Source organism: Staphylococcus roterodami (assembly GCA_022493055.1).
Lineage (GTDB): Bacteria > Bacillota > Bacilli > Staphylococcales > Staphylococcaceae > Staphylococcus > Staphylococcus singaporensis.
On the sequence record CP092781.1, the window covers coordinates 696,760 to 721,552 of the forward strand.

Genomic DNA, 24,793 nt, shown 5'->3' on the forward strand with positions numbered 1-24,793 from the left:
GAAATTTTAAAACATTTGCTACTATTATAATATATATGTGACTAAAAGGTGGAGTAATATGTTTTTTGGTTACAGTTTAAAGGAGTATTTTATATGAAACCTAAAGTTTTATTAGCAGGTGGAACAGGATATATCGGTAAATATTTAAGTGAAGTTATTGAAAACGATGCGGATCTTTATGTTATTTCAAAATATCCTGAAAATAAAAAAACAGACAATGTCGACATGACTTGGATTCAATGTGATATTTATCATTACGATCAAGTAGTAAAAGCAATGAATCAAATAGATATTGCAGTATTTTTTATAGATCCAACGAAAAATTCTGCTAAGATTACCCAATCTTCAGCAAGAGACTTAACGTTAATTGCAGCAGACAATTTTGGTAGAGCAGCTGCTATAAACCAAGTTAAAAAAGTGATTTATATTCCTGGAAGTCGATATGATAATGAAACGATTGAACGTTTAGGGGCATACGGTATAACTGTTGAAACAACAAACTTAGTTTTTAAACGCGCTTTAGTCAATGTAGAGTTACAAGTATCTAAATATGATGACGTTAGGTCAACAATGAAAGTACCATTGCCGAAAGGATGGACACTACAACATTTGGTTAATCACTTTATCGCATGGATGGGATATACAAAAGGGACATTTGTGAAAACAGAGAAAGTACAAGATTTAGTTAAAGTTTATATAAAGAATAAAGCACGACCGCTTGCGGTATTTAAAATAATGGAAACGGCAGAAGGAATAATCACTTTGAAATTAATAAGCGGGAGCCTAGTCAAAAAGAAAGCAGTCACACAAGGTAAACTGGAATTTAGGTTTATTAAAGCATCCGCAGTAGTCTATATCCATCTGTATGATTATATTCCTCGCGTATTTTGGCCAATTTATTATTTTATACAAGCACCAATGCAAAAAATGATGATACATGGCTTTGAAGTAGATTGTCGTATAAAAGATTTTCAAAGTCGTTTAAAATCAGGGGAAAATATGAAATATACTAAATGATATCAGGTGATATGAATGCAAATATTATTAGTTGAAGATGACAATACTTTATTTCAAGAATTGAAAAAAGAATTAGAACAATGGGATTTTAACGTTGCTGGTATAGAAGATTTCGGTAAAGTGATGGATACATTTGAAAGCTTTAATCCTGAAATTGTAATATTAGACGTTCAATTGCCTAAATATGATGGATTTTATTGGTGTCGAAAAATGAGAGAGGTATCCAATGTACCAATATTATTCTTATCATCTCGTGATAATCCAATGGATCAAGTTATGAGCATGGAGTTAGGTGCAGATGATTATATGCAAAAGCCTTTTTATACCAATGTCTTAATCGCTAAATTACAAGCGATTTATCGTCGCGTCTATGAATTTACTGCAGAAGAAAAACGTACACTTACATGGCAAGATGCAGTAGTAGACTTATCAAAGGATAGTATTCAAAAAGGTGATGAAACTATATTTTTATCAAAAACTGAAATGATAATATTAGAAATACTGATTACTAAAAAGAATCAAATTGTTTCTAGAGATACAATTATTACTGCTTTATGGGATGATGAAGCGTTTGTCAGTGATAATACATTAACGGTTAATGTGAATCGTTTGCGTAAGAAATTATCAGAAATAGGAATGGATAGTGCAATTGAAACCAAAGTAGGAAAAGGATATATGGCACATGAATAATTTAAAATGGGTAGGATATTTCCTTAAATCACGTATGAATTGGATATTTTGGATATTATTTTTGAATTTTATAATGTTAGGTATTAGTCTAATTGATTATGATTTTCCAATTGATAGTGTGTTTTATATTGTTTCGCTTAATTTAAGTTTAACATTGATTTTTTTAATCATAACGTATTTTAAAGAAGTAAAGTTATATAAGCATTTTGATAAAGATAAAGAAATTGAGGAGATTAAACATAAAGATTTAGCAGAGACACCATTTCAACGTCATACTGTGGATTATTTATATCGTCAAATTTTAGCGCATAAAGATAAGGTTGTTGATCAACAGTTACAATTGAATATGCATGAACAAACCATCACTGAATTTGTACATGATATAAAAACGCCAGTGACAGCCATGAAATTACTAATTGATCAAGAAGAGAATCATGAAAGAAAACAAGCACTATTATATGAATGGTCTCGTATTAATTCAATGTTAGATACTCAACTGTATATTACAAGGTTAGAGTCACAACGTAAGGATATGTATTTTGATTATGTGCCTCTTAAACGCATGGTTATTGATGAAATTCAATTAACAAGACATATTAGTCAAGTTAAAGGCATTGGCTTTGATGTTGACTTTAAAGTTGATGATCATGTGTATACAGATATTAAATGGTGTCGCATGATTATTAGACAAATTTTATCTAATGCATTGAAATATAGTGAGAATTATAATATTGAAATTAGAACAGAATTAATCGACAAACATGTATCTTTGATTATTAAAGACCATGGAAGAGGTATTAGTAAGAAAGATATGCCTCGAATATTTGAACGTGGTTTCACGTCAACTGCAAATCGAAATGAAACAACATCTTCGGGTATGGGACTATATTTAGTAAATAATGTGAAAGATCAATTAGGTATTCAAGTCGATGTTACATCTGCTGTCGGTAAAGGGACAACAGTTAGTTTAGTTTTCCCATTACAAAATGAAATTGTTGAACGCATGTCAGAAGTGACAAATTTGTCATTTTAAACATGTGTTTTGTTACTTTGAATTGATACATCTAATCAACTTCAACGATATAATAAAATAGATGTTAGTCATATGTTAAATTGAAGATGCTAGTGCCAAAACTTAATGGAAATGAAGTTAAGCTTAATTATAGGAGTGTTAAAGTGGCAATTTTAGAAGTAAAACAATTAACAAAAATATATGGAAATAAAAAAATGGCACAAGAAGTTCTACGAGATATCAATATGTCAGTAGAAGAGGGTGAATTTATCGCGATTATGGGTCCTTCTGGATCTGGAAAGACAACGCTATTAAATGTTTTAAGTTCAATCGATTATATTTCTCAAGGATCCATTACATTAAAAGGCCAAAAATTAGAAAAACTCTCAAATAAAGACCTTTCAAATATTCGGAAACATGACATTGGTTTTATTTTCCAAGAATATAATTTGCTTCATACATTGACAGTTAAAGAAAACATTATGTTGCCATTAACCGTTCAACGACTAGATAAAGACACAATGTTAAACCGCTATCAAAAAGTAGCTGAAGCATTAAATATATTTGATATTAGTGAAAAATACCCATCTGAACTATCTGGTGGACAACGACAAAGAACATCTGCTGCAAGGGCGTTTATTACGCTTCCGTCAATTATCTTTGCAGATGAACCAACAGGTGCGCTTGATTCTAAAAGTACGCAAGATTTATTAAAACGATTAACAAAAATGAATGAAGAATTTAAGTCTACAATCATTATGGTTACACACGATCCTGTTGCGGCTAGCTATGCTAATAGAGTGATAATGCTTAAAGATGGTCAGATTTTTACTGAATTGTATCAAGGTGATGATGATAAACAAACATTTTTCAAAGAAATAATGCGTGTTCAAAGTGTTCTAGGTGGCGTTAATTATGAGCTTTAATCAGATTATATTTAAAAATTTTCGCCAAAACTTTTCGTATTATGCTATCTATCTATTTTCTCTAATAACTAGCATAGTATTGTACTTTAGTTTTGTAGCGTTAAAATATGCACATAAAATTAATATGACAGAATCATACCCTATCATTAAAGAGGGATCACAAGTAGGTAGTTACTTTTTATTCTTTATCATAATCGCATTTTTATTATATGCTAATGTGCTATTTATTAAGCGTAGAAGTTATGAGCTAGCATTATATCAAACATTAGGGTTATCTAAGTTCAATATTTTATATATTTTGATGCTTGAACAATTATTATTATTCATAATTACGGCGACGCTAGGTATCATTATAGGAATATTCGGTTCGAAAATTTTATTAATGATTGTATTTACATTGTTAGGTATTAAAGAAAAGGTGCCGATTATTTTTAGTTTAAGGGCAGTTATCGAAACATTATTATTAATTGGTGTAGCATATTTATTTACGGCAATTCAAAATTTTGTTTTAGTATTTAAGCAGTCCATTTCGCAACTTTCAAAGAATAACCAAGTAAAAGAAAGTAACCATAATAAAATTACATTTGAAGAAGTTATTTTAGGCATTTTGGGTATTATATTGATTATCACCGGATACTATCTCTCCCTCAATATAGTCCAATATTATAATTCTATTGGCATTTTGTTATTTATACTATTTTCAACAGTAATAGGTGCTTATTTCTTTTTCAAGAGCTCAGTTTCTCTTGTTTTTAAAATGGTTAAAAAATTTAGAAAAGGTGTTATTAGTGTAAACGATGTGATGTTTTCATCATCGATTATGTATCGAATCAAGAAAAATGCATTTTCGTTGACTGTTATGGCAATCATTTCTGCAATTACTGTGTCAGTCTTATGTTTTGCTGCAATCAGTAGAGCATCTTTAGATAGTGAAATTAAATATAGTTCGCCACATGACGTTACAATTAGAGATCAGCAAAAAGCTAATGAGTTAGCTAATGAATTGAATAATCAAAAGATACCTCATTTTTATAATTACAAAGAAGTTATACACACAAAGTTATATAAAGATGACTTGTTTGATGTGAAAATGAAAGAACCATATAATGTAACGATTACTAGTGATAAATATATACCTAATACGAATTTAAAGCGTGGTCAAGCTGATTTGTTCGTAGCAGAAGGAGCTATTAAAGATTTAGTTAAACACAAGAAACATGGTAAAGCCATTATAGGAACTAAAAAGCATCATGTTGATATCAAGTTGCGTAAAGATATTAACAAAATATATTTTATGACGGATGTTGATTTAGGTGGTCCGACGTTTGTTTTAAATGATCAGGACTATCAAGAAATAAGAAAATATACCAAGCCTAAACATATCGTTTCACAATTTGGATTCGATTTAAAACATAAAAAAGATGCATTGGCATTAGAAAAAGCAAAAAATAAAGTAGATAAATCTATTGAAACAAGAAGTGAAGCGGCAAGTTCTATATCTAGTTTAACGGGGATATTATTATTTGTAACATCATTTTTAGGTGTTACATTTTTAATTGCTGTATGTTGCATCATTTATATCAAACAAATTGATGAGACTGAAGATGAATTAGAAAATTATAGTATTTTAAGAAAACTTGGATTTACACAAAAAGATATGGCGAGGGGATTAAAATTTAAAATTACATTTAATTTTGGATTACCTTTAGTTATTGCGCTCTCCCATGCATATTTTACATCATTAGCCTATATGAAATTGATGGGTACAACGAATCAAATACCGATTTTTATAGTAATGGGACTATATATTTGTATGTATGCCATTTTTGCAATAATAGCCTATAATCATTCGAAACGCACAATTAGACATTCAATATAATTATATTTTACGGCTTTCAGGGAAGTAACGGATAGAAATCTAATATACTTCGCTGGAAGCTTTTTTAGGTTCTATGAATAAATTGGAATGATTGAACAGCTTTTACTTTTACCAGCATAAATTTTAGGGATTTTGAAAGTGAAAACATGGGCTCAAACTTTGTAAATAGTGATAAATATGAGAAAATAGAATAGTAAGTATTAAATACTATAAATAGCACAACTAGTTCGAAAATGTATTCCAAACTAATTAATATGTAAAAGTTATGTAATACATATTGTATCACTGTAAAATTTTCAATGATTTTAATTTACATTTTTTAGATATACCAAGATAAAAAAGCGCTTATTAAATAAGCGTTTTTAAACAAACGCCTACGATTATTTAAATTTTGTGTAAATATTAAGTTTCGTCTTTGTTAAAAATTTGTAAATTGAATTGTGGGATTGTAAATTTTGTGCTATTTTCATATAAGGGCAAATACAGTAAATATTTACTGTGAGGCATATTTGAAATTAGTATCAGTACACTAAAAATATACTGACGATTGATAATAACAAATTTGTATCATTAGTTTGTAAATTCACTTGTCTTATTTGAAACAAATTATAACTGAATGTGATTGGTGACAATCGCTTAAATGGAGGATTTTAAATGTTTAGTAAGAAAAAAGATAAGTTTATGGTTCAATTAGAAGAGATGGTTTTTAATCTAGATCGTGCAGCTATTGAATTCGGTAAAATGGACTTCAATACTCATTTAGATTTAAAAGCATACTCAGACAACATTAAAACTTACGAGTCACATGGTGACGAATTAGTACATCAAGTTATTACTGATTTAAATCAAACATTTATCACACCAATTGAACGTGAAGATATTTTATCATTATGTGATGCAATTGATGATGTTTTAGATGCAATTGAAGAAACAGCTGCTATGTTTGAAATGTATTCAATTGAATACACAGATGAATATATGGCTGAATTTGTTGATAACATTCAAAAAGCTGTAGCAGAGATGAAACTTGCAGTTGGCTTATTAGTAGATAAAAAGTTATCACATATGCGTATCCATTCAATTAATATTAAAGAATTTGAAACAAATTGTGATGGTATTTTAAGACAGTCAATTAAACATATTTTCAATAGCGAAACGGATCCAATCACATTAATAAAAATAAAAGATATTTATGAAAGTATGGAAGAAATTGCTGATAAATGTCAAATCGTAGCAAATAATTTTGAAACTATTATTATGAAAAATAGCTAAGGGGAGTATATATTTATGTCATATATAATCATCGTCACTATAGCTGTAGTTATTTTCTCGCTGGTATTTGACTTTATCAATGGATTCCATGATACAGCCAATGCAGTAGCTACTGCAGTATCGACTAGAGCGTTAACGCCAAAAACGGCAATTTTAATGGCAGCAGTGATGAACTTTATAGGTGCTTTAACATTTACGGGCGTTGCAGGCACTATTACTAAAGACATTGTCGATCCATTTAAATTAGAAAATGGATTAGTTGTTGTATTAGCAGCAATATTAGCAGCTATCGTTTGGAATTTAGCTACATGGTTTTATGGTATACCGAGTTCGTCTTCTCATGCTCTGATAGGGTCAATTGCAGGAGCTGCGATTGCATCTGAAGGTTCATTTTCAGTGTTACATTATCAAGGGTTCACAAAAATTATTATTGTATTAATCGTTTCACCGATTATTGCATTTTGTGTTGGTTTTTTAATGTATTCTATTTTTAAAGTGATATTTAAAAATGCAAACTTAACAAGAGCGAACCGTAACTTTAGATTTTTCCAAATTTTCACAGCAGCGTTACAATCATTTTCACATGGTACAAACGATGCACAAAAATCGATGGGGATTATTACATTGGCTTTGATTGTTGCAAATGTTCAAACTGATGGTAGTGTAGAACCTCAATTATGGGTTAAGGTAGCTTGTGCAACAGCTATGGGTCTTGGTACCGCTATTGGTGGTTGGAAAATTATCAAAACTGTAGGTGGTAATATTATGAAAATTCGTCCTGCTAATGGTGCAGCGGCTGATTTATCATCTGCATTAACAATTTTCGTCGCGTCATCATTACATTTCCCATTATCAACAACACACGTTGTTTCATCATCAATTTTAGGTGTAGGTGCTTCTAACAGAGCCAAAGGTGTTAAGTGGAGTACTGCACAGAGAATGATTATTACATGGGTAATTACGTTACCAATCTCCGCTATATTAGCAGCATTATTATTCTATATTCTTAACTTATTTTTCTAATTGAATTACAAATAGAACTTCAGTATCACGTGTAATATGTGGTACTGAAGTTTTGTCATTTTTAAAGAAGTTTTTAAAAGAAAATATAAAATCTTACTGCTGTTTTTCGGGGATTTATGCTTCGAACTCATATTGGATTTATATCATACAATCATTTGTTATCTAGATAGATTAACTGGATTCCAGGTTACTATATTATTGAAGGGGGGGTGAGACATAAAGTTTTTGTGCTCTGGTAAACCGATTAACGGCGCCCCAAAAGCAAGATTTTCGGCAGAAACTCTCACGATTCGACAAAATTTGTAAAACAATTTTATTCATCATTCGGTTCTGCTCAAATACTAAACGCTTTTGTCCTGACCTTTTTTTACAATGCAAAATTATTTGAATAGTTAGCAATTTATATGATTAATCTAAATTGTATTGAACTTCATTTAATATAAATTTGTGTATGTAGACAAAAAAGCGTAAAATACTGGTATAACAAATGAAATCATTATATAGTCTATATAAAGTCAACTTAGTTGCATTATTTTGATTTTTAATATATTATTCATTTAATTTAATCGAAAGTATATTTCATTATCTTTAACCTAACTACCATTCATACAAAAACGATGATAATAGCGAAATTGAAACAAGTAAATTTTTTTGCACTAAAATGAAAATTTTTTTCAAATTAAAAAACTAGCAATATCACTTGTTGTGAATTGCTAGTATATATCAGTACAATTTATTTAATTAGTGGATGAATGCATAGCTAGAAACTTCTGAAGCTGGAATAGTACGATAGTTCATGTTATATGGACCATAAGTATAATTCATTTCAGAAATAAGGATGCTACCATCGCCATTGATACGTTCAACGTAAGCAACGTGTCCATATGGCCCAGGTGTACTTTGCATGATTGAACCAACTGATGGTGTGTTGTTCACTTGGTATCCATCGTTAGCTGCATTACCAGCCCAATATTTTGCGTCTGACCAATATGTGCTAATTGGTTTACCAGCTTGAGCACGACGGTCAAATACGTACCAAGTACATTGACCTTCAGTATATAAGTTTTGGTGGTTAAATGATGATGTATTGCCATTAGTGCTAGTTGCAACTGTAGGTGTAGTACCACCAGATCCACCATTAGGAATTTGTAAAGTTTGGTTAGGCATAATTAAATAACCACTTAGGTTATTAGCTGCCATTAATTGATCAACTGATACACCATATCTACTAGCGATAATGTTTAATGACTCACCAGCTTGTACAGTATGAGATGATGCTGAACCATATTGTGAAGAAGTGTTTGATGTACTTTGTGCACCACTTCCACCTACTGAGATAACTTGACCAGGAAATACTAAGTTGTTATCTAATTGGTTGCTTTGTTTAATACTCTCTACTGAAGTGTTGTATTGTTGTGCAATACTCCATAATGATTCACCAGATTGTACTGTATGTTGTGTAGATGCTTGTGCATCATGATGCGTTAAAAATGCTGCTGCACCAGATGTTGCGGTTACTGCAAATGCTAATTTTTTCAAAGGGACTCCTCCTTAAAATTAAGATTTACTACTTTTTAAAATTTGTAAAACAATTTATATAGTAAATTAAGTTTCGTTTTTTATTACGCTTTCCATATTATCAAAAATTAGTTGCTTTGTGTGGTTTGTTATTATCTTGTAATATTATTAACATTTTAGGATTTTGAAACAAAAGTTGAAAAAAGCTGGTTTGATGGAGAATAAGAGCAATTCAAATCGTTTTTTTCATCTAGGAAAAAATATATTTTGTAACATTTAAAAGTGTAAAATAACATTTTGCATCAAAGGTTATTTCTTTTGAAGAATCAAAATTTACTGTAAAATTTGACGCATAAAATGATAAAGGAGGCATTACATTGGCGCATAATACTAATCATTCGTATTATCAGCAAAATCAATCAAAGCAACAAGATCATTCCATAAGTAAGGTTTGGCTCTATTTTATGTATTACTGGATTATATTTGGTGTGGGTTGTTATTTAGGGCAATTTTTACCATTAAGTTGGCGACAGCCCTTATCATTCGGTTTACTCATTATAATTCTAGCTACACTTATATTTAATCGAGCAAGACGATTTGGTTTAATTATTTCGAATATATATGCTGTAGGTATAGGCCTACTATCTTATGCTACCTTTGCCACATATTTACAGAATTTAGGACCAGATATTTTCTATAAAAATATAGCATTAGCAGTTATTGCATTTATTGCCTTTGGTATCATTGGCTATTTTGTTGTAGGAGACGCTTCAAGTATTGGTAAATATTTGTTTGTTACTTTAATCGCATTAATTATTGCAAGTATTATTGGTATATTTCTTCGCAATCCTATTTTTTATACAGTGATTACAGTCGTAAGTCTATTACTATTTTTACTATATACATTATATGATTTTAATCGTTTGAAACGAGGAGAATATTCTCCGCAAGAAATGGGCTTCAACCTATTTATTAATTTACTAAATATTATTAAAGATATCCTTTATTTAGCAAATACATTTCGTAGATAAACAATCAATCATATTGTAAACGTTAAAAGTACTTCATTGTAATTTGTTATTACGTTAAAGCTATATTAAAAATTTAAAAGAGATAATATCTTTTTTGACTGTGATTTTCTAATTAGTAATATCATTTTTCTTAAGTCAATTTAACCATCTAGTAAAATAACGACTTATTTTCTAAATCTTATTTAGTCAAGAAAGTTTTAATAGTCTAAAGTAATCAATAATCATAGCTTTTCATTCATCTAAAATCTACATTATTGAATCAACCGTTTGTATAAGAAATAAGTTTATTATTTGATGAAGGCACAAGTGATAATGATAGTTCATTTTAGTTAACTTCTTTAAAATGACACTATATTAAATCATAAATATTTCAGTTTTAATTAGAAAAAGTTACTGTATATTGAAGTAATCGTTATGCTGAAAATAGATAATAGTACTAAATTGTAGATGTGGTCATTTAAAATTATTTTGAAAATACTAAAAAGTGGTGTGTTTTCAATTAGATAGTTTAATTAAAATGACTACATCTATTTTTGTAATATTTAAATGATTGTCATAAAAGTTTAAAAAATACCCATTATATAGAATTATTTATTTTTGATTTAGTATTCGTATTGTGTTAAATTTACATTTAATTAAATAAGTTAAATATTATAGGGAATGATAAAATTGCTACTTAAATAAAGAAAGAGGTAAAGTTATGGCAAATTCATGCTTGCATATACTTACTAATAATGAGTATGCGACGACACGTTGCCAAGATGGCATTGTCTTATTTTGGCCGATTGAAGGGGAATTTGAACTACAAAAATTTCGCAAAAGTAAAATAATTGAAGATGATATTTATATTATTAATCATCTGGATGTTTTTAGTGTAAAAAATAATAAGAAAACGATTATGTTGTATTTAAGTAGCGATTGGTTTTCAGAATTAGGCTTTACTTTTTTTAATTATCACTACACAGCAAAGTTGATTAAATCATCCTATAATTTAAAATGCTTATTATTAAAATTGACGTATCGATATCTTGAACAACAACCCCTAAATGATGCAGATATAAGAAAAATACAAGAAATTATTACAATTATTGCAAAAGAAGCAAGTATGGATAAAAAAATTGCCCAAAACCAATATCGTTATGCCTATTATGGTGACTTACGAGATGAGTTAGAATATATTTATCAAAATGTTAATCAGCGTTTAACTTTAAAAAGTGTAGCTGATAAATTATTTCTTTCTAAGTCGAATTTATCTTCACAATTTCATTTGCAAATGGGCATGGGCTTCAAAAAATATATTGATACTTTAAAAATTGGTAAGTCGATAGAGATTTTACTGACATCTGATAGTACGGTTAGCAATATTAGTGAGCATCTTGGATTTAGTAGTAGCTCTACATATTCTAAAATGTTCAAAAGTTATATGGATATAACGCCAAATGAGTATCGCAATTTATCAAAATTTGATAAATGTATAATGTTGAAACCAGAAGTGCTAAAAGAGGAGAAAGTTAATGAGATTAAAGAGGTAGTGATTAATTATATTGATCATTATAAAAATCATTTAACTGATGTTATCCATATTGATGAAGATAAATTTCAAACCCCAAAATCATTCCAAACGATTATTCAAATTAATACGTATACTGAAATGAAACTTGTTTTCTTAGAAGGTATTTTTAAAACGCTACTAAAAACAGATAGTCAGGTTGTTTTTTTTATCATGCCTTCCATTTTAAACAGTCAAAATACTATTTCTGAAGTAGAAAAGGTTGAAATCATCAAGACTATAATTGAAGGTAATTTGAAGGTTGCATTTAACATTAACGAAATTGAGACAGTCTATTATGTTGAAGAAGCCTTTATGAAAGTACGTAGGCAATTATCATCTAGTGAATTAGAATATTTAAATAAGTATGAAGTACACTTTGTATTCGATTTATCAGTAATGGAAATCAGAACAATTTATCGCATGATCTTAAAGCTACATAATATTATGTTGAATGTGAAGTTAGGATTAAATATTACTTGCCTATTGGAGAAAACGTCAGAGTATAAATCATTAGTATCACAAATTAAAAGGTTGAAATTTGATTCTTTAATTATTGATAATGCAAGTTTAAGTAATCCTTATTTAATGGGAGATAGTGATGAATTATTATTGAAAAATATTTTACATTTTAAAAATTTAAAACAAGTTATCAATGAACTAGATCTAGAACAAGAAAAATTGATTTTTTTAAACATCGAAAATCATAAGTTACTTAATAATAAAGAACGTGATTTAAGTAACAGCGCACCATTAATATATAAGACTTTAAGCGCGCTGTATCATAATTTTGATGGGTTTGGATTAAATATTTTTGATAATCATCAATCTTTTAATGCGATGCATCTATTTGATAAAAATGGATTTAAAACAACACTTGGTCTTATTTTGGAGAAGTTTATTGAATTTGTCTCAAAGCCAAAATATGAGCATAGTTATTATTCTATTATTGATATAGAAAATTATTATTGTCTTGTGGTATATGATTGGAGAGTTATTGAAAGTGAGACAGTAATAAGTGACTTTGAGGATAGTCAAGTTTATATAAATTTTAAAAATAATGTTTTAAACGATAAGTATCTTATAATAATTGAAACATTGGATGAAATTAGTGGCAATATTAATCATTTGATATCTAAGGATTTAAGAGATAAATATGAGTGGAACCCGAGCTTGCTATCAAAAATTGACAATTATCTTAAACCAGCAATCGAGATAAAAGAGCATAATTTTAGTAATGATTCATTAAATATTAACGTTACTTTCAATGCATTATACATAATTAAAATCGGCAAAAAATAGCACTCTGATATGTATTGCAAAATTTAATTTGCATTTGTTGGTAATTTTGACAACGTATTAAAAACAAATGAGAAAGACAATGATAAAAAAATTTAAGATAATAATGACAGAAGCATTGTCTTTATATATTTGGGGGTGCAACATTTTGAACACAGAGAAATTAGAAACATTGCTTGACTTCTATAAACAATATAAAGCATTATCTGAATATATTGATAAGAAATATAAGTTGTCGCTGAATGATTTAGCAGTATTAGACTTAACAATGAAGTTTTGCAAAGAAGAAAAAGTACTCATGCAATCTTTTTTAAAAACTGCAATGGATGAGTTGGAATTAAGTAGAACTAAATTATTGGTTTCTATCAGAAGATTGATTGAAAAAGAACGATTAAGTAAAGTTAGATCCTCTAAAGATGAGCGTAAAATTTATATTTATTTAGATGAAGAAGATATTTCTAAATTTAATGCTTTATTTGAAGATGTAGAACAATTTTTAAATATTTAATTGAAACTAAGTGTCGAAAGCATTTTTATTTGCTTATCGGCACATTTTTTATAAATTCAATTTTCTAGAATTAATTGAAGATAAAAGAAAAAGTGAATAGTAACGTTAATGGGGAAAATGTATATAATCGGTAAAAAATCATGTATAATAAATAATGTTAATTAAACAGTTCGAAAGCGAGATGACATTATGGGACGTAAATGGAATAACATTAAAGAAAAAAAGGCCCAAAAAGATAAAAATACAAGTAGAATTTATGCAAAATTTGGTAAAGAAATATACGTAGCTGCAAAATCAGGAGAACCTAATCCAGAGTCAAACCAAGCTTTAAGATTAGTTCTTGAACGCGCTAAAACTTATTCAGTGCCAAACCACATTATTGAAAAGGCAATTGATAAAGCAAAAGGTGCTGGAGATGAAAATTTTGACCATTTAAGATATGAAGGTTTCGGTCCAAGCGGTTCAATGTTAATTGTAGACGCATTGACAAATAATGTGAACCGTACTGCTTCAGATGTTCGTGCTGCTTTCGGTAAAAATGGTGGGAACATGGGTGTGTCTGGCTCAGTTGCATATATGTTTGATCATGTTGCTACATTTGGTATTGAAGGAAAATCTGTCGATGATATTCTTGAAACGTTAATGGAACAAGATGTTGATGTAAAAGATGTTATTGATGATAATGGATTGACAATAGTTTATGCCGAGCCAGATCAGTTTGCAGTTGTTCAAGATGCACTTCGTGAAGCGGGTGTGGAAGAATTTAAAGTTGCCGAATTTGAAATGCTTCCTCAAACAGATATTGAGTTATCAGAAGATGACCAAGCTACATTTGAGAAATTAATAGATGCATTAGAAGATTTGGAAGACGTTCAAAACGTATTCCATAATGTGGATATCAAATAATGAAAGCAGCACAACAGTGGATTGACGAATTGAAATTAATATCGCATCCAGAAGGTGGTTTCTATAGAGAAACAATTAGAGAAGATATGTTGAATGAGCAAAGAGCGCCATTCAGTAGTATTTATTTCTTACTTACGGACGATAATATTTCACATTTTCATAGAATTGATGCTGATGAAGTTTGGTATTACCATGCGGGTAGTTCACTTACAATCCATATGATTGATATGGAAGGGCACTACAAAGCAGTAACTTTAGGCCCAGATATTGAAAATGGTGATGTACTACAATATGTAGTACCCAAAGGGACTATTTTTGCTTCGTCAATTGAAAATGAAAATACTTATAGTTTAGTTGGCTGTATGTGTCAGCCAGCATTTGAGTTTGCACATTTTGAATTGTTTACACAAAGTGAACTACTTTATCAATTTCCTCACCTTGAAGCGGTTATCGAAAAATATGCATTGAAGCAAATATAAATAATGAAGTGATTTAAAGTTGATTCTGTAATCTTTAAATCACTTTATTTTTTTGGATTGATTTGAACAGAAAGTTGTGAAAATGTAGTTTTGATAAAAAGGTCGGGACAAAAGCGTTTAGGGTTTGAGCAAAACAGAACGATGAGCAAAATTGTTTTCCAAATTTTGTCGAATCGTGAGAGCTTCTGCCGAAAATCCTGCTTTTGGGACGCTGTTAATCGTTTTCCCATAGCACAAAAACTTTATGTCTCAACCTTAGTATCGATAATGGTAATTTTATATCATGTTTATTTTCTATAAAATTAGTGTTATGAAGAAATATGTGTACGATCTAAATAATATTGTCTATTTTAAGTAAATTGAGTCGAGTTGTAGTAAAATAATAATAAATATTTTCATTTGATAAACAATAAATATAAAACTGCATCATGACATGACATCAATCATGTAGTTTAATATAATTATGACAAGGAGTTGGTGACTGTGAAAGTAAAGTATATAGATAAACGTCACTGGCGTCGCCTAATTGATAGAGAGTATACAGAGGTAAAAGTTAATAATAATAGGTTCAAGGGTATTATAGGCTTAGTCACGATGAAGAAGGTTCGTGATCCTTTAGAGGTGACGGTAGTTGGACAAAGTATTATTGTCGCAGATGACAATTATAAATGGTTGCAAATACTACCTGAAAAGAAACGTTATAGCATTACTGTAATGTTTGATAATAAAGGTAATCCATTAGAATATTATTTTGACATTAATATCAAAAATATTACTCAAAAAGGTAATGCGCGTACAGTTGATTTGTGTTTAGATGTTTTAGCGTTACCAAGTGGAGAATATGAGTTAGTGGATGAAGATGATTTGATGTATGCACTTGAAAGTGAACAAATTACTAAAAAACAATTTCATGAGGCTTATATGATTGCCCATCAAATTATGGCAGAGTTAGAAAATGATTTTAAAGGTTTTCAAAAGAAAATCATGTATTGTTTTAATAAAATAAATGCGAAAGCTCAGAAAAATAATCATAAGCCACAAAATAAATCAAATAATGAAAAGAGCAAAGCTCTAAATCCTAAACATTATAAACAAGCTAACAACAAACACCAACATCAAAAGAACATTAAATAAAGTTAAATGCAGCCATACCAACAAAATTGGTGGAAATTATTCGTTTATTATGCACTTTGGTTGTTGAAACTAATAAAGTGTAGTATATGAATAATTTATGGGGGGAAATTATGAAGATTGAAGATTATCGTTTGTTAATCACATTAGATGAAACAAAAACTTTACGTAAAGCAGCTGAAATTTTGTATATATCCCAACCTGCTGTTACACAAAGGTTAAAAGCAATTGAAAATGCATTTGGTGTAGATATTTTTATTAGAACAAAAAAACAATTGATTACAACAACCGAAGGTACAATGATTATTGAACATGCGCGTGATATGTTGAAAAGGGAACGATTGTTTTTTGACAAAATGCAAGCACATATCGGTGAAGTAAATGGTACTATTTCAATTGGATGTTCTTCATTGATTGGTCAAACTTTACTGCCGGAAGTATTGAGTTTGTATAATTCGCAATTTCCTAATGTTGAGATACAAGTACAAGTTGGATCAACAGAGCAAATTAAAGCAAATCATAGAGATTACCATGTAATGATAACGCGTGGAAATAAGGTTATGAATTTAGCAAATTCTCATTTGTTTAATGATGATCATTACTTTATTTATCCTAAAAATAGACGTGATGATGTAACTAAATTACCTTTCATAGAATTCCAAGCAGATCCTATTTATATCAATCAAATTAAACAATGGTATAACGATAATCTCGAACAGGATTATCATGCAACGATTACAGTGGATCAAGTTGCAACATGTAAAGAAATGTTGATTAGCGGTGTTGGTGTAACAATTTTACCTGAAATCATGATGAAAAATATAAGTAAAGAACAATTTGAATTTGAAAAAGTTGAAATCGATAATGAACCGCTGATACGGTCAACATATATGAGTTATGATCCGAGCATGTTACAATTGCCACAAGTAGAGTCGTTTGTAAATCTTATGACGAATTTTGTAGACAAGCCTAAGGGATAGTTAAGGGCTTATTTGAGACAAGTATTTAGCAGTCTGATATTGGATAAATTGCAATAATAGGAATACAGTTGTCTACGCAACTGCATAAGAGCCCCTAATTACTAAAGTAAAAGGGGCTCTAAGAATCGGGGTTATGAATATGTTTGCAGCTTTATTACAAATAAAGAATTATAAACTTTTTGTTGTGAATATGTTTTTATTAGGTATGGGAATAGCGGTGACGGTCCCTTATCTCGTACTGTTTGCGACAAAAGATTTAGGTATGACGACAAATCAATATGGACTATTACTGGCATCAGCAGCTATCAGTCAGTTTACAGTAAATTCAATTATAGCAAGGTTCTCGGACACGCATCATTTTAATAGGAAGTTTATTATTATTCTCGCATTATTGATGGGAGCGCTCGGTTTTTCGATTTACTTTTTTGTAGATACAATATGGTTATTTATTTTACTATATGCTATTTTCCAAGGATTATTTGCGCCTGCCATGCCACAATTATACGCATCTGCACGAGAATCAATTAATGTTTCAAGTTCTAGAGATAGGGCTCAATTTGCTAATACGGTATTACGTTCAATGTTTTCATTGGGCTTTTTATTTGGACCATTTATTGGTGCGCAGCTAATTGGATTAAAAGGCTATGCTGGTTTGTTTGGTGGAACAATTAGTATTATTTTATTCACACTCATTTTACAAATATTTTTCTATAAAGATTTAAAAATAAAACATCCAATAAGTACACAACAGCATGTTGAAAAAGCTGCACCGAATATGTTTAAAGATAAAACGCTGTTATTACCATTTATCGCATTTATTCTGTTACATATTGGACAGTGGATGTATACGATGAATATGCCATTATTTGTAACAGATTATTTAAATGAAAATGAGCAACATGTAGGCTATTTAGCGAGTTTATGTGCAGGATTAGAAGTACCTTTTATGATTATTTTAGGGGTTTTATCATCGAGATTACAAACGCGCACATTATTGATTTATGGAGCTATTTTCGGTGGATTATTCTATTTCAGTATTGGCGTATTTAAGAACTTTTATATGATGCTTGCTGGACAAGTATTTTTAGCTATATTTTTAGCGGTTCTTTTAGGTATTGGTATTAGTTATTTCCAAGACATCTTACCAGATTTTCCAGGTTATGCTTCTACTTTATTTTCTAATGCAATGGTGATTGGACAGTTGGGTGGTAACTTATTAGGTGGTGCAATGAGTCACTGGGTAGGTTTGGAAAATGTGTTTTTCGTATCATCGGCGTCAATTTTGTTAGGTATGATACTAATATTCTTTACCAAAAATCAAAAAATAACAAAAGAGGATGTGATATCATCATGACAATAGTATTATGGTTACTTATTATTGCAGCATTCATTTTTGCATTTGTTGGATTGATTAAGCCTATCATTCCATCGGTTTTAGTATTATGGATTGGCTTTTTAATCTATCAATTTGGATTCCATAACCAGCATTTATCATGGATATTTTATGTATCAATGGCCATACTGACGATTTTCATCTTATGTGCTGACTTTTTGGCTAATAAATATTTTGTTAATCGATTTGGTGGATCAAAATTTGGAGAGTATGCAGCTTTAATAGGAGTAATTATTGGTTGTTTTGTATTACCACCATTTGGAATTATTATTGTTCCATTTGTATTAGTGTTTATAGTTGAATTAATTCAAGGCTATTCATTTGAAAAGGCTATTAAAGTAAGTTTTGGTTCAATTGTTGCTTTTTTAACGAGTAGTGTTGCACAAGCTATTATTATGTTTATTATGATAGTTTGGTTCTTTGTAGACGCATTATGGATTAATTAATAAAAAGCTTATTGCAAAATATGTTTGATGATAACTGTAATTTGTAGTTTTATCATTTACAGTATCTGATATTCATATAAGGCAATAAGCTTTTTGTTTATAAAAATGTATGTGAATGTTTCTTCGAAATATTTCTTTCTATACGAAAACCAATTGGCAATATAATAAAGGATAGAATAATAAATATCCAGTTGCTAACTTGGATGTATGGGCCAAAAGCAAGTACCGATTGTGGAATAAAGAACACATAGAAAAATCCTACGATTAGCAAGATAATGGCTAGGTATGTGAATATCCATATCCAATTTGAATTATTAAAACACTGCAATTGGATTGTTTTAAAACTGAACCATATGAATAGGAAGACAATAAAGAATCCAACTATTATAGAAAATGGAAATGAAAAGAAATAGAGGTTACTACCATTTTTTTCCATAAAAAAACCTAAAAAGCCTTTGAGAAAGCTTACAAAACCTATTAATAACACAATGTGTTGATATATATATTTAAATATATTTTTAAATGTTTCATTCGGCATTGCTTTCAGTTCTTTTCTTGCATGAGCTTTTGGATCATGATCAAAAAAATCTAGGGCTAATAGACCGTGTTGTTCTGCGCTTAATAATTGTTTGAGTATACGATTGATAATTAACTCAGTATCATGTGGATTAACACGAAAATCAGAACGCATATATGTCATATAGTTCTCGAATATTTCTCTATCTGTATTGCTTAACCTTAATGATTTAACATTGTTTTCTTTAGTTAATTGCGCAGTACTTTTCATTGTTGCTTAAGCGCTCCTTTAATAATGTTTAATTCCAATTTAAAACGGAAATGATTTTATAGTATTAATAAAACCAATCATATCATATTACACACATAATGATAACGATTAATATTGGAGCGGGAAAATGAGAGTTTTAAATAAAAATGAGCGGGATTACATTCATCAAATAGCTAATATCCACGAAACATTATTAGCTGAAACTGAATCAGGTTATCAATTTACATCGCTTAGTGTTGCGCTTAGGTTTGAGATGATATGTTCGAGGTTGGAATATTCAAATGATAAGATTTATATTGTTGAAAATGATACTCAACTTTGTGCATTTATTTGGGGGCATTTTAATTCAGAGAAACAGATTGTTAATATTGAATTATTATATGTGGAGCCACAATTTAGAAACAGAGGGTTAGCAACTAGATTGAAGTGTGGTATTGAGAATTGGGCAAAAAGTATAAAAGCGAAACAAATCATTAGTACAGTACATAAAGACAACATGACAATGATATCGCTGAACAAAAGGTTAGGATATCATTTGAGTCATGTGAAAATGTATAAAGATATAGAATAGGATTAGGATTAAATAGTCAATTCATGTTAAAATAAAAAGGATTTCAAAGACGTTAAGGAGTTTAATATGAAGAAATTTATTATCAGTATCATGTCAATTATGATATTACTAGCTGGTTGTGGCAAGAGCCAAGAGAAAGCCTCCCTTGAAAAAGATATCGACAAATTACAAAAAGAAAATAAAAATTTAAAAGATAAAAAAGAAAAGTTAAAACAAGAAAAAGATAAACTAGAAGACAAGCAAAAAGACCTTGAAAAAGAAGTGAAAGATTTAAAACCATCTAAAGACGATAATAAAGATGATAATAAAGACGACAAAAAAGACAACACAAAAGATAAATCAACATCACAAAATAAAGGCACAAAAGATAAATCTAAAGTAGATGATAATAAAAATTCTACTACTAAAGATAAAGAGCAAAAGTCTAATGATAAAAATCAATCATGATTCGAGAGTTGAAAAGGGCTTAACGTGTTTCACAACGTTTTAAGCCTTATTTTAAGGGTATGTATTAATTAAAAATATGCGACGATTAAAAACAATACTTACTGTTCAACTTCGTAATGATTAAAGGAGAGATATGGCATGCATGAACAAGATTTTAAAATTTTAGAAGGTCAAAATATCACTTTGCCAGAGTTAGGTAGAGAATTAGAAAATATTACCGGACGAACAATTGTAGATTCTACTGGAGAAATTAAGCGTGTGATTGCACAATTACCAAATTTTGAGTCTGATACAGATACATTTGTAGCTACATATCGACTAAATCATCAACATGATTTTATTGATGCAACATTTACTGCGTTAAAGTCAGACCGAGCACGATTAAAAGAAGTGCCAGTGCATGTTGAACTAATTAGTTATATTTCAAAATCTGAATAATTTATTATCCGAAACACAGAGTTGATTATCATGTCGATTTTGTGTTTTTTATTGAAATTGTTTTATAGGAGTTGTAATAACATGATTTATTGTGAAACTGATCGTCTGATTTTACGAGATTGGCATGAAGACGATTTATTACTTTTTCAAAAAATGAATGCAAATCATGCCGTACGAAAGTACTTTCCTAGTTTATTAAGTTATCGCCGTTCAGAATTAGATATGAGAAAAATGGATACTATTATTAAAGATTATGGTATAGGTTTATTTGCTGTTGAAGAAAAAGCTTCTCGTCAATGGATTGGCTTTATAGGGTTAAATTATATTCCGGAAAATAGTGAATATCCTTTCAAGGAGTTACCTCTATATGAAATAGGCTGGCGTTTGTTACCACAATATTGGGGGCAAGGTATGGCTACTGAAGGCGCAAAAGCTGTTTTAGAACTAGCAAAAAAACATAACATACAAGACGTATATAGTTTTACAGCTGAAGCGAACAAAGCGTCACAACGTGTTATGGAAAAAATAGGTATGTCATATTATGATCAATTTGAGTTACCTCAACTTAGTAAATATCATTTTTTAAAAAGACAAGTACGCTATTACATAGATTTGAGTAAGTAATATTGTATATGACTATAATTCTTCAAAGATAAATAAATATCACCTAAAGTATTATATAAATACAGTAGGTGATATTTATTTAATTTGGAAAACGCATCTTAATCATAAGTACGAGTTCCTAACGGTTTGTAATTTAAAATTGCTTCCACCAAAGATTCTTTTGTGTCGCATAACGGCGCAAGTGCACGATACTTCGGATCAATAAATCCTTCTTCTATCATATGATCAATCATTGACTGTAGTGGGTCAAAAAAGCCATTAATATTATATATAGCTATTGGTTTTTCGTGAATACCAATTTGAGCCCAACTATACATTTCAAAAAATTCTTCAAGAGACCCTGCACCACCAGGAGCCATAACAAACGCATCAGCAAGTTCAGTCATTTTATTTTTTCGTTCATGCATAGAATCTACTAAAATTAATTCGGTTAAACGTTGACTTGTAATTTCACGTTCATCTAGCATTTTAGGCATGACACCAATAACTTTACCACCATGATCTAAAACACCATCTTGAATGGCACCCATAATTCCAATTGATCCTGCACCAAATACTAACTCATAGCCTTGTTCAGCAAAATACTTTCCTAATTCATAAGCTTTTTTAACATATGAAGGATTGTGACCTTTACTTGCACCACAATATACCGCGATTCGTTTCATTTTAATTTCTCTCCCTTACTTGATGAATAATTTTTGATAAAGACATTTCAAATGTTTTCTTATCTTGTTTAGTAAAAGGGGGTGGGCCTTTGTGACGACCACCTTGTTTTCTAATTTGTGCATTAAGATATCGTTTATCTAAAAGTTGTTGGATATTTTTAGGGTTGTATATCTTCCCATTATGATGCATAACAGTATCTACTTTATCGATTAATAAACTCGCAAGACCGTAATCTTGAGTGATAACTATGTCTTCAGCTTTAGAGAGTTGAACAATTTTATAATCAACTGCATCCGGTCCATCATCGACATAAACTGTTGATACATGTGGAGGATATACTTGATTTGAGTAATGACTAAAGCTACGAATGATTGTCACAAAAATGCCTGTCTCAGTTGTTAACTCAATTATAGAATTAACAACAGGACAAGCATCTCCATCAATGATAATATTTGTCACTATTATGCCTCAGTATCATTGCTTTTATTTTGTGTTTTTGGGCTTCTAGCAACATAATCTTTATATTTTTTAAATGACTTGATGCGTGCTTTTTCAGCTTCTTGTTGTTGTTTTTGTTCTTCTTTGTGACGTTTTTCTATATTCTTTTGTAACTTTTTATTCATTTTGTCAATTTCTTTGCGATTCTTTTCTGCAAGTTTATCGCCTTTTTTCTCGGTCTTTTCGTCTAACTTAGTAGGTGTTAGACCGACTTTTTCTTCATACTTTTGCGATTTTTTCATATCTTTAATGCGTTGTAATTGATTTTTTTCACGCTCTTTTTGTTCTTCTTTATGGCGTTTTTCAATATTTTTTTGAAGGATTTTATTCATTTTATCTGCGTCTTTGCGATTTTGTTTTGCTAATTTTTCGCCTTTTTTCTCAATATAGGCAGGATCATGTTCTCTAGCAAACTTTTTGAGCTCACGCTTATTTTCAAAATCTTGTTTTTTATCACCAACATATTCTTTAACATCACTAGCTGTATTACTGATTACTGAAGATGTTTTTGAATCTACCTTACTAGTTGCATCAGTAACTTTTTGTACATCAGGATGTTGTTTAATTCGTTTGCGTTCAACAAACAAAGGTACTAATACTATTGGTAATACATTAATCATAAATTTGATGACTTTTTTCTTATCCATAGATCTTGCCTCCATAATTACTTTATTATTTTTACATACCCTATGATACATCAATATAAACGATGAGAGTAGTGAATGCATCTATGTATTTTATGTTTTTGAAAGGTAAAAATAAAGACTGCCAATTAAGTATAAATTAACTGACAGTCCACATTTAATATGATTTAAATGTCTTTACCAATGCCAAATCCAAAATACAAAATTGCAATAAAGACAACTAAGATAATTCTGTATATGGCAAATGGAATTAATTTAATTTTATTAATAAGATGTAGGAATGTTTTAATTGCAATTAAACCTACTGTAAATGCAGCTAAAAATCCTAAAATGTAAAATGGAATATCTGCAATTTGAATGTCTTGATAATGTTTTAATAGTGACAGTCCACTAGCAGCTAACATAATTGGCACGGCCATAATAAATGTGAAATCTGATGCTGCTTTATGATTTAGTTTCATTAATACACCAGTAGATATAGTAGAGCCTGAACGACTGAAGCCAGGCCACATTGCTACTGCTTGAGAGATACCAATAACAAATGCTTGGAAATAATTAATTTGATCAACGGTTTGTTGATTTTTAACTTTAGCTGAATATTTATCAGCAATAATCATATAAATTGCTCCTACGAATAATCCAATCATAACGGTAGGGACACTGAAAAGATGTTCTTCAATAAAGTTATCGAATAATAATCCTAAAATACCAGCTGGTATCATACCTACTAACACATGTAATAGATTTAATCTTCTAGGCTTCGAGCGTCTTTGTTGATTATTGTCTACATCAACGTGTTTGTGTTTACCAATATGTAATATCTCTAAGAAGCGTTCACGGAACACCCATGCTGCTGCAAAAACAGAACCTAATTGAATAACAATTTTGAACGTAAATGCTGATTGAGAACCTAAAAATTCAGATGACTTTAACCACATATCATCAACAAGAATCATATGTCCAGTAGAAGAAACAGGTGCAAATTCTGTTAATCCTTCGACGATTCCTAAGATAATACCTTTAATTAATTCAATGATAAACATAATGTACCCACTTTCA

The 24,793-nt window shown here is 29.9% G+C and carries 26 protein-coding genes; 20 read left to right on the plus strand and 6 right to left on the minus strand.

All coding sequences use genetic code 11. The annotated features are described in order from the left end of the window. Positions 1-93 precede the first annotated feature (93 nt). From graX to ML436_03400, 7 genes are all read left to right on the plus strand, one after another. Positions 94-1,017, plus strand: coding sequence for an auxiliary protein GraX/ApsX (gene graX / locus ML436_03370; protein UMT78781.1), 924 nt, complete (start codon positions 94-96; stop codon positions 1,015-1,017). Positions 1,018-1,032: 15 nt separating this feature from the next. Further along, positions 1,033-1,707, plus strand: coding sequence for a response regulator transcription factor GraR/ApsR (gene graR, locus ML436_03375; protein ID UMT78782.1), 675 nt, complete (start codon positions 1,033-1,035; stop codon positions 1,705-1,707). After that, positions 1,700-2,740, plus strand: coding sequence for a histidine kinase GraS/ApsS (graS, locus tag ML436_03380; protein UMT78783.1), 1,041 nt, complete (start codon positions 1,700-1,702; stop codon positions 2,738-2,740). The genes graR and graS overlap by 8 nt, the downstream gene beginning before the upstream one ends. 143 nt (positions 2,741-2,883) lie before the next feature. Continuing rightward, complete coding sequence (gene vraF, locus ML436_03385; GenBank protein UMT78784.1) at positions 2,884-3,645, plus strand: ABC transporter ATP-binding protein VraF; 762 nt, start codon at positions 2,884-2,886, stop codon at positions 3,643-3,645. Next, the gene (locus tag ML436_03390; protein UMT78785.1) at positions 3,635-5,524 is read left to right on the plus strand and encodes an ABC transporter permease; all 1,890 of its coding nucleotides are present in this window, start codon (positions 3,635-3,637) and stop codon (positions 5,522-5,524) included. The genes vraF and ML436_03390 overlap by 11 nt, the downstream gene beginning before the upstream one ends. Positions 5,525-6,178: 654 nt before the next feature. Continuing rightward, entirely contained in the window at positions 6,179-6,796 is a 618-nt protein-coding gene (locus tag ML436_03395) for a DUF47 domain-containing protein (GenBank protein UMT78786.1), read from the plus strand. A gap of 15 nt (positions 6,797-6,811) precedes the next feature. Then, on the plus strand, positions 6,812-7,819 hold the full coding sequence (locus ML436_03400) for an inorganic phosphate transporter (protein ID UMT78787.1): 1,008 nt from the start codon (positions 6,812-6,814) through the stop codon (positions 7,817-7,819). Positions 7,820-8,560: 741 nt separating this feature from the next. Here the strand turns inward: ML436_03400 and ML436_03405 are convergent. Beyond that, entirely contained in the window at positions 8,561-9,358 is a 798-nt protein-coding gene (locus ML436_03405) for a LysM peptidoglycan-binding domain-containing protein (GenBank protein UMT78788.1), read from the minus strand. Positions 9,359-9,714: 356 nt separating this feature from the next. Here ML436_03405 and ML436_03410 point away from each other — a divergent pair, with 356 nt between their 5' ends. From ML436_03410 to ML436_03450, 9 genes are all read left to right on the plus strand, one after another. Then, positions 9,715-10,368 carry a Bax inhibitor-1 family protein gene (locus tag ML436_03410; GenBank protein UMT78789.1) on the plus strand — a complete coding sequence of 218 codons (654 nt, stop codon included), beginning with the start codon at positions 9,715-9,717 and terminating at the stop codon, positions 10,366-10,368. A gap of 700 nt (positions 10,369-11,068) precedes the next feature. Further along, positions 11,069-13,219 (plus strand): AraC family transcriptional regulator, encoded by a 2,151-nt coding sequence (locus ML436_03415; protein ID UMT78790.1) that lies wholly within the window; start codon positions 11,069-11,071, stop codon positions 13,217-13,219. A gap of 145 nt (positions 13,220-13,364) precedes the next feature. Beyond that, complete coding sequence (gene sarX / locus ML436_03420; protein UMT78791.1) at positions 13,365-13,724, plus strand: HTH-type transcriptional regulator SarX; 360 nt, start codon at positions 13,365-13,367, stop codon at positions 13,722-13,724. Between the two features lie 189 nt (positions 13,725-13,913). Continuing rightward, positions 13,914-14,630, plus strand: a complete 717-nt coding sequence (locus ML436_03425) for a YebC/PmpR family DNA-binding transcriptional regulator (GenBank protein UMT78792.1) — start codon at positions 13,914-13,916, stop codon at positions 14,628-14,630. Then, positions 14,630-15,109, plus strand: a complete 480-nt coding sequence (locus ML436_03430) for a cupin domain-containing protein (GenBank protein ID UMT78793.1) — start codon at positions 14,630-14,632, stop codon at positions 15,107-15,109. The genes ML436_03425 and ML436_03430 overlap by 1 nt, the downstream gene beginning before the upstream one ends. Positions 15,110-15,592: 483 nt before the next feature. Beyond that, a complete protein-coding gene (locus ML436_03435; protein UMT78794.1) occupies positions 15,593-16,243 on the plus strand; it encodes a DUF402 domain-containing protein in 651 nt (216 codons plus the stop codon). A gap of 110 nt (positions 16,244-16,353) precedes the next feature. Then, complete coding sequence (locus tag ML436_03440; GenBank protein ID UMT78795.1) at positions 16,354-17,220, plus strand: LysR family transcriptional regulator; 867 nt, start codon at positions 16,354-16,356, stop codon at positions 17,218-17,220. Positions 17,221-17,353: 133 nt separating this feature from the next. Beyond that, the gene (locus ML436_03445) at positions 17,354-18,574 is read left to right on the plus strand and encodes a sugar efflux transporter (protein ID UMT78796.1); all 1,221 of its coding nucleotides are present in this window, start codon (positions 17,354-17,356) and stop codon (positions 18,572-18,574) included. After that, complete coding sequence (locus ML436_03450; protein ID UMT78797.1) at positions 18,571-19,059, plus strand: DUF456 domain-containing protein; 489 nt, start codon at positions 18,571-18,573, stop codon at positions 19,057-19,059. The genes ML436_03445 and ML436_03450 overlap by 4 nt, the downstream gene beginning before the upstream one ends. 97 nt (positions 19,060-19,156) lie before the next feature. Here ML436_03450 and ML436_03455 read toward each other — a convergent pair whose 3' ends face one another. Next, positions 19,157-19,846, minus strand: coding sequence for a DUF1129 family protein (locus tag ML436_03455; GenBank protein ID UMT78798.1), 690 nt, complete (start codon positions 19,844-19,846; stop codon positions 19,157-19,159). Between the two features lie 127 nt (positions 19,847-19,973). On the opposite strand from ML436_03455, the gene ML436_03460 reads away from it, so the two are divergent. The 4 genes from ML436_03460 (at position 19,974) to ML436_03475 (ending at position 21,926) form a co-directional block, all read left to right on the plus strand. Next, positions 19,974-20,417, plus strand: coding sequence for a GNAT family N-acetyltransferase (locus ML436_03460; GenBank protein ID UMT78799.1), 444 nt, complete (start codon positions 19,974-19,976; stop codon positions 20,415-20,417). Positions 20,418-20,483: 66 nt separating this feature from the next. Next, positions 20,484-20,864: a hypothetical protein gene (locus ML436_03465; protein UMT78800.1), complete on the plus strand. Its 381-nt coding sequence runs from the start codon at positions 20,484-20,486 to the stop codon at positions 20,862-20,864. 138 nt (positions 20,865-21,002) lie between these two features. Beyond that, on the plus strand, positions 21,003-21,302 hold the full coding sequence (locus ML436_03470) for a hypothetical protein (protein ID UMT78801.1): 300 nt from the start codon (positions 21,003-21,005) through the stop codon (positions 21,300-21,302). 81 nt (positions 21,303-21,383) lie between these two features. Next, positions 21,384-21,926, plus strand: a complete 543-nt coding sequence (locus ML436_03475) for a GNAT family N-acetyltransferase (GenBank protein ID UMT78802.1) — start codon at positions 21,384-21,386, stop codon at positions 21,924-21,926. Between the two features lie 98 nt (positions 21,927-22,024). Here the strand turns inward: ML436_03475 and ML436_03480 are convergent, their stop codons facing one another. From ML436_03480 to ML436_03495, 4 genes are all read right to left on the minus strand, one after another. Further along, entirely contained in the window at positions 22,025-22,591 is a 567-nt protein-coding gene (locus tag ML436_03480) for a TIGR00730 family Rossman fold protein (GenBank protein UMT78803.1), read from the minus strand. A 1-nt stretch (position 22,592) separates the two neighbouring features. Then, entirely contained in the window at positions 22,593-23,051 is a 459-nt protein-coding gene (locus ML436_03485; protein ID UMT78804.1) for a YaiI/YqxD family protein, read from the minus strand. A 2-nt stretch (positions 23,052-23,053) separates the two neighbouring features. Further along, positions 23,054-23,737 carry a hypothetical protein gene (locus ML436_03490; protein UMT78805.1) on the minus strand — a complete coding sequence of 228 codons (684 nt, stop codon included), beginning with the start codon at positions 23,735-23,737 and terminating at the stop codon, positions 23,054-23,056. Positions 23,738-23,901: 164 nt separating this feature from the next. Further along, positions 23,902-24,777, minus strand: coding sequence for an undecaprenyl-diphosphate phosphatase (locus ML436_03495; GenBank protein ID UMT78806.1), 876 nt, complete (start codon positions 24,775-24,777; stop codon positions 23,902-23,904). Positions 24,778-24,793 lie beyond the last annotated feature (16 nt).

Coding starts and splice junctions, on each gene's coding strand:
- ML436_03455 (UMT78798.1), bottom strand. CDS start 19,846: ATGAAAAGTACTGCGCAATTAACTAAAGAAAACAATGTTAAATCATTA.
- ML436_03450 (UMT78797.1), top strand. CDS start 18,571: ATGACAATAGTATTATGGTTACTTATTATTGCAGCATTCATTTTTGCA.
- ML436_03470 (UMT78801.1), top strand. CDS start 21,003: ATGCATGAACAAGATTTTAAAATTTTAGAAGGTCAAAATATCACTTTG.
- ML436_03430 (UMT78793.1), top strand. CDS start 14,630: ATGAAAGCAGCACAACAGTGGATTGACGAATTGAAATTAATATCGCAT.
- ML436_03445 (UMT78796.1), top strand. CDS start 17,354: ATGAATATGTTTGCAGCTTTATTACAAATAAAGAATTATAAACTTTTT.
- ML436_03495 (UMT78806.1), bottom strand. CDS start 24,777: ATGTTTATCATTGAATTAATTAAAGGTATTATCTTAGGAATCGTCGAA.
- ML436_03460 (UMT78799.1), top strand. CDS start 19,974: ATGAGAGTTTTAAATAAAAATGAGCGGGATTACATTCATCAAATAGCT.
- ML436_03390 (UMT78785.1), top strand. CDS start 3,635: ATGAGCTTTAATCAGATTATATTTAAAAATTTTCGCCAAAACTTTTCG.
- graR (UMT78782.1), top strand. CDS start 1,033: ATGCAAATATTATTAGTTGAAGATGACAATACTTTATTTCAAGAATTG.
- ML436_03440 (UMT78795.1), top strand. CDS start 16,354: ATGAAGATTGAAGATTATCGTTTGTTAATCACATTAGATGAAACAAAA.
- ML436_03395 (UMT78786.1), top strand. CDS start 6,179: ATGTTTAGTAAGAAAAAAGATAAGTTTATGGTTCAATTAGAAGAGATG.
- ML436_03465 (UMT78800.1), top strand. CDS start 20,484: ATGAAGAAATTTATTATCAGTATCATGTCAATTATGATATTACTAGCT.
- graS (UMT78783.1), top strand. CDS start 1,700: ATGAATAATTTAAAATGGGTAGGATATTTCCTTAAATCACGTATGAAT.
- graX (UMT78781.1), top strand. CDS start 94: ATGAAACCTAAAGTTTTATTAGCAGGTGGAACAGGATATATCGGTAAA.
- ML436_03425 (UMT78792.1), top strand. CDS start 13,914: ATGGGACGTAAATGGAATAACATTAAAGAAAAAAAGGCCCAAAAAGAT.
- ML436_03475 (UMT78802.1), top strand. CDS start 21,384: ATGATTTATTGTGAAACTGATCGTCTGATTTTACGAGATTGGCATGAA.
- ML436_03480 (UMT78803.1), bottom strand. CDS start 22,591: ATGAAACGAATCGCGGTATATTGTGGTGCAAGTAAAGGTCACAATCCT.
- ML436_03400 (UMT78787.1), top strand. CDS start 6,812: ATGTCATATATAATCATCGTCACTATAGCTGTAGTTATTTTCTCGCTG.
- ML436_03490 (UMT78805.1), bottom strand. CDS start 23,737: ATGGATAAGAAAAAAGTCATCAAATTTATGATTAATGTATTACCAATA.
- ML436_03415 (UMT78790.1), top strand. CDS start 11,069: ATGGCAAATTCATGCTTGCATATACTTACTAATAATGAGTATGCGACG.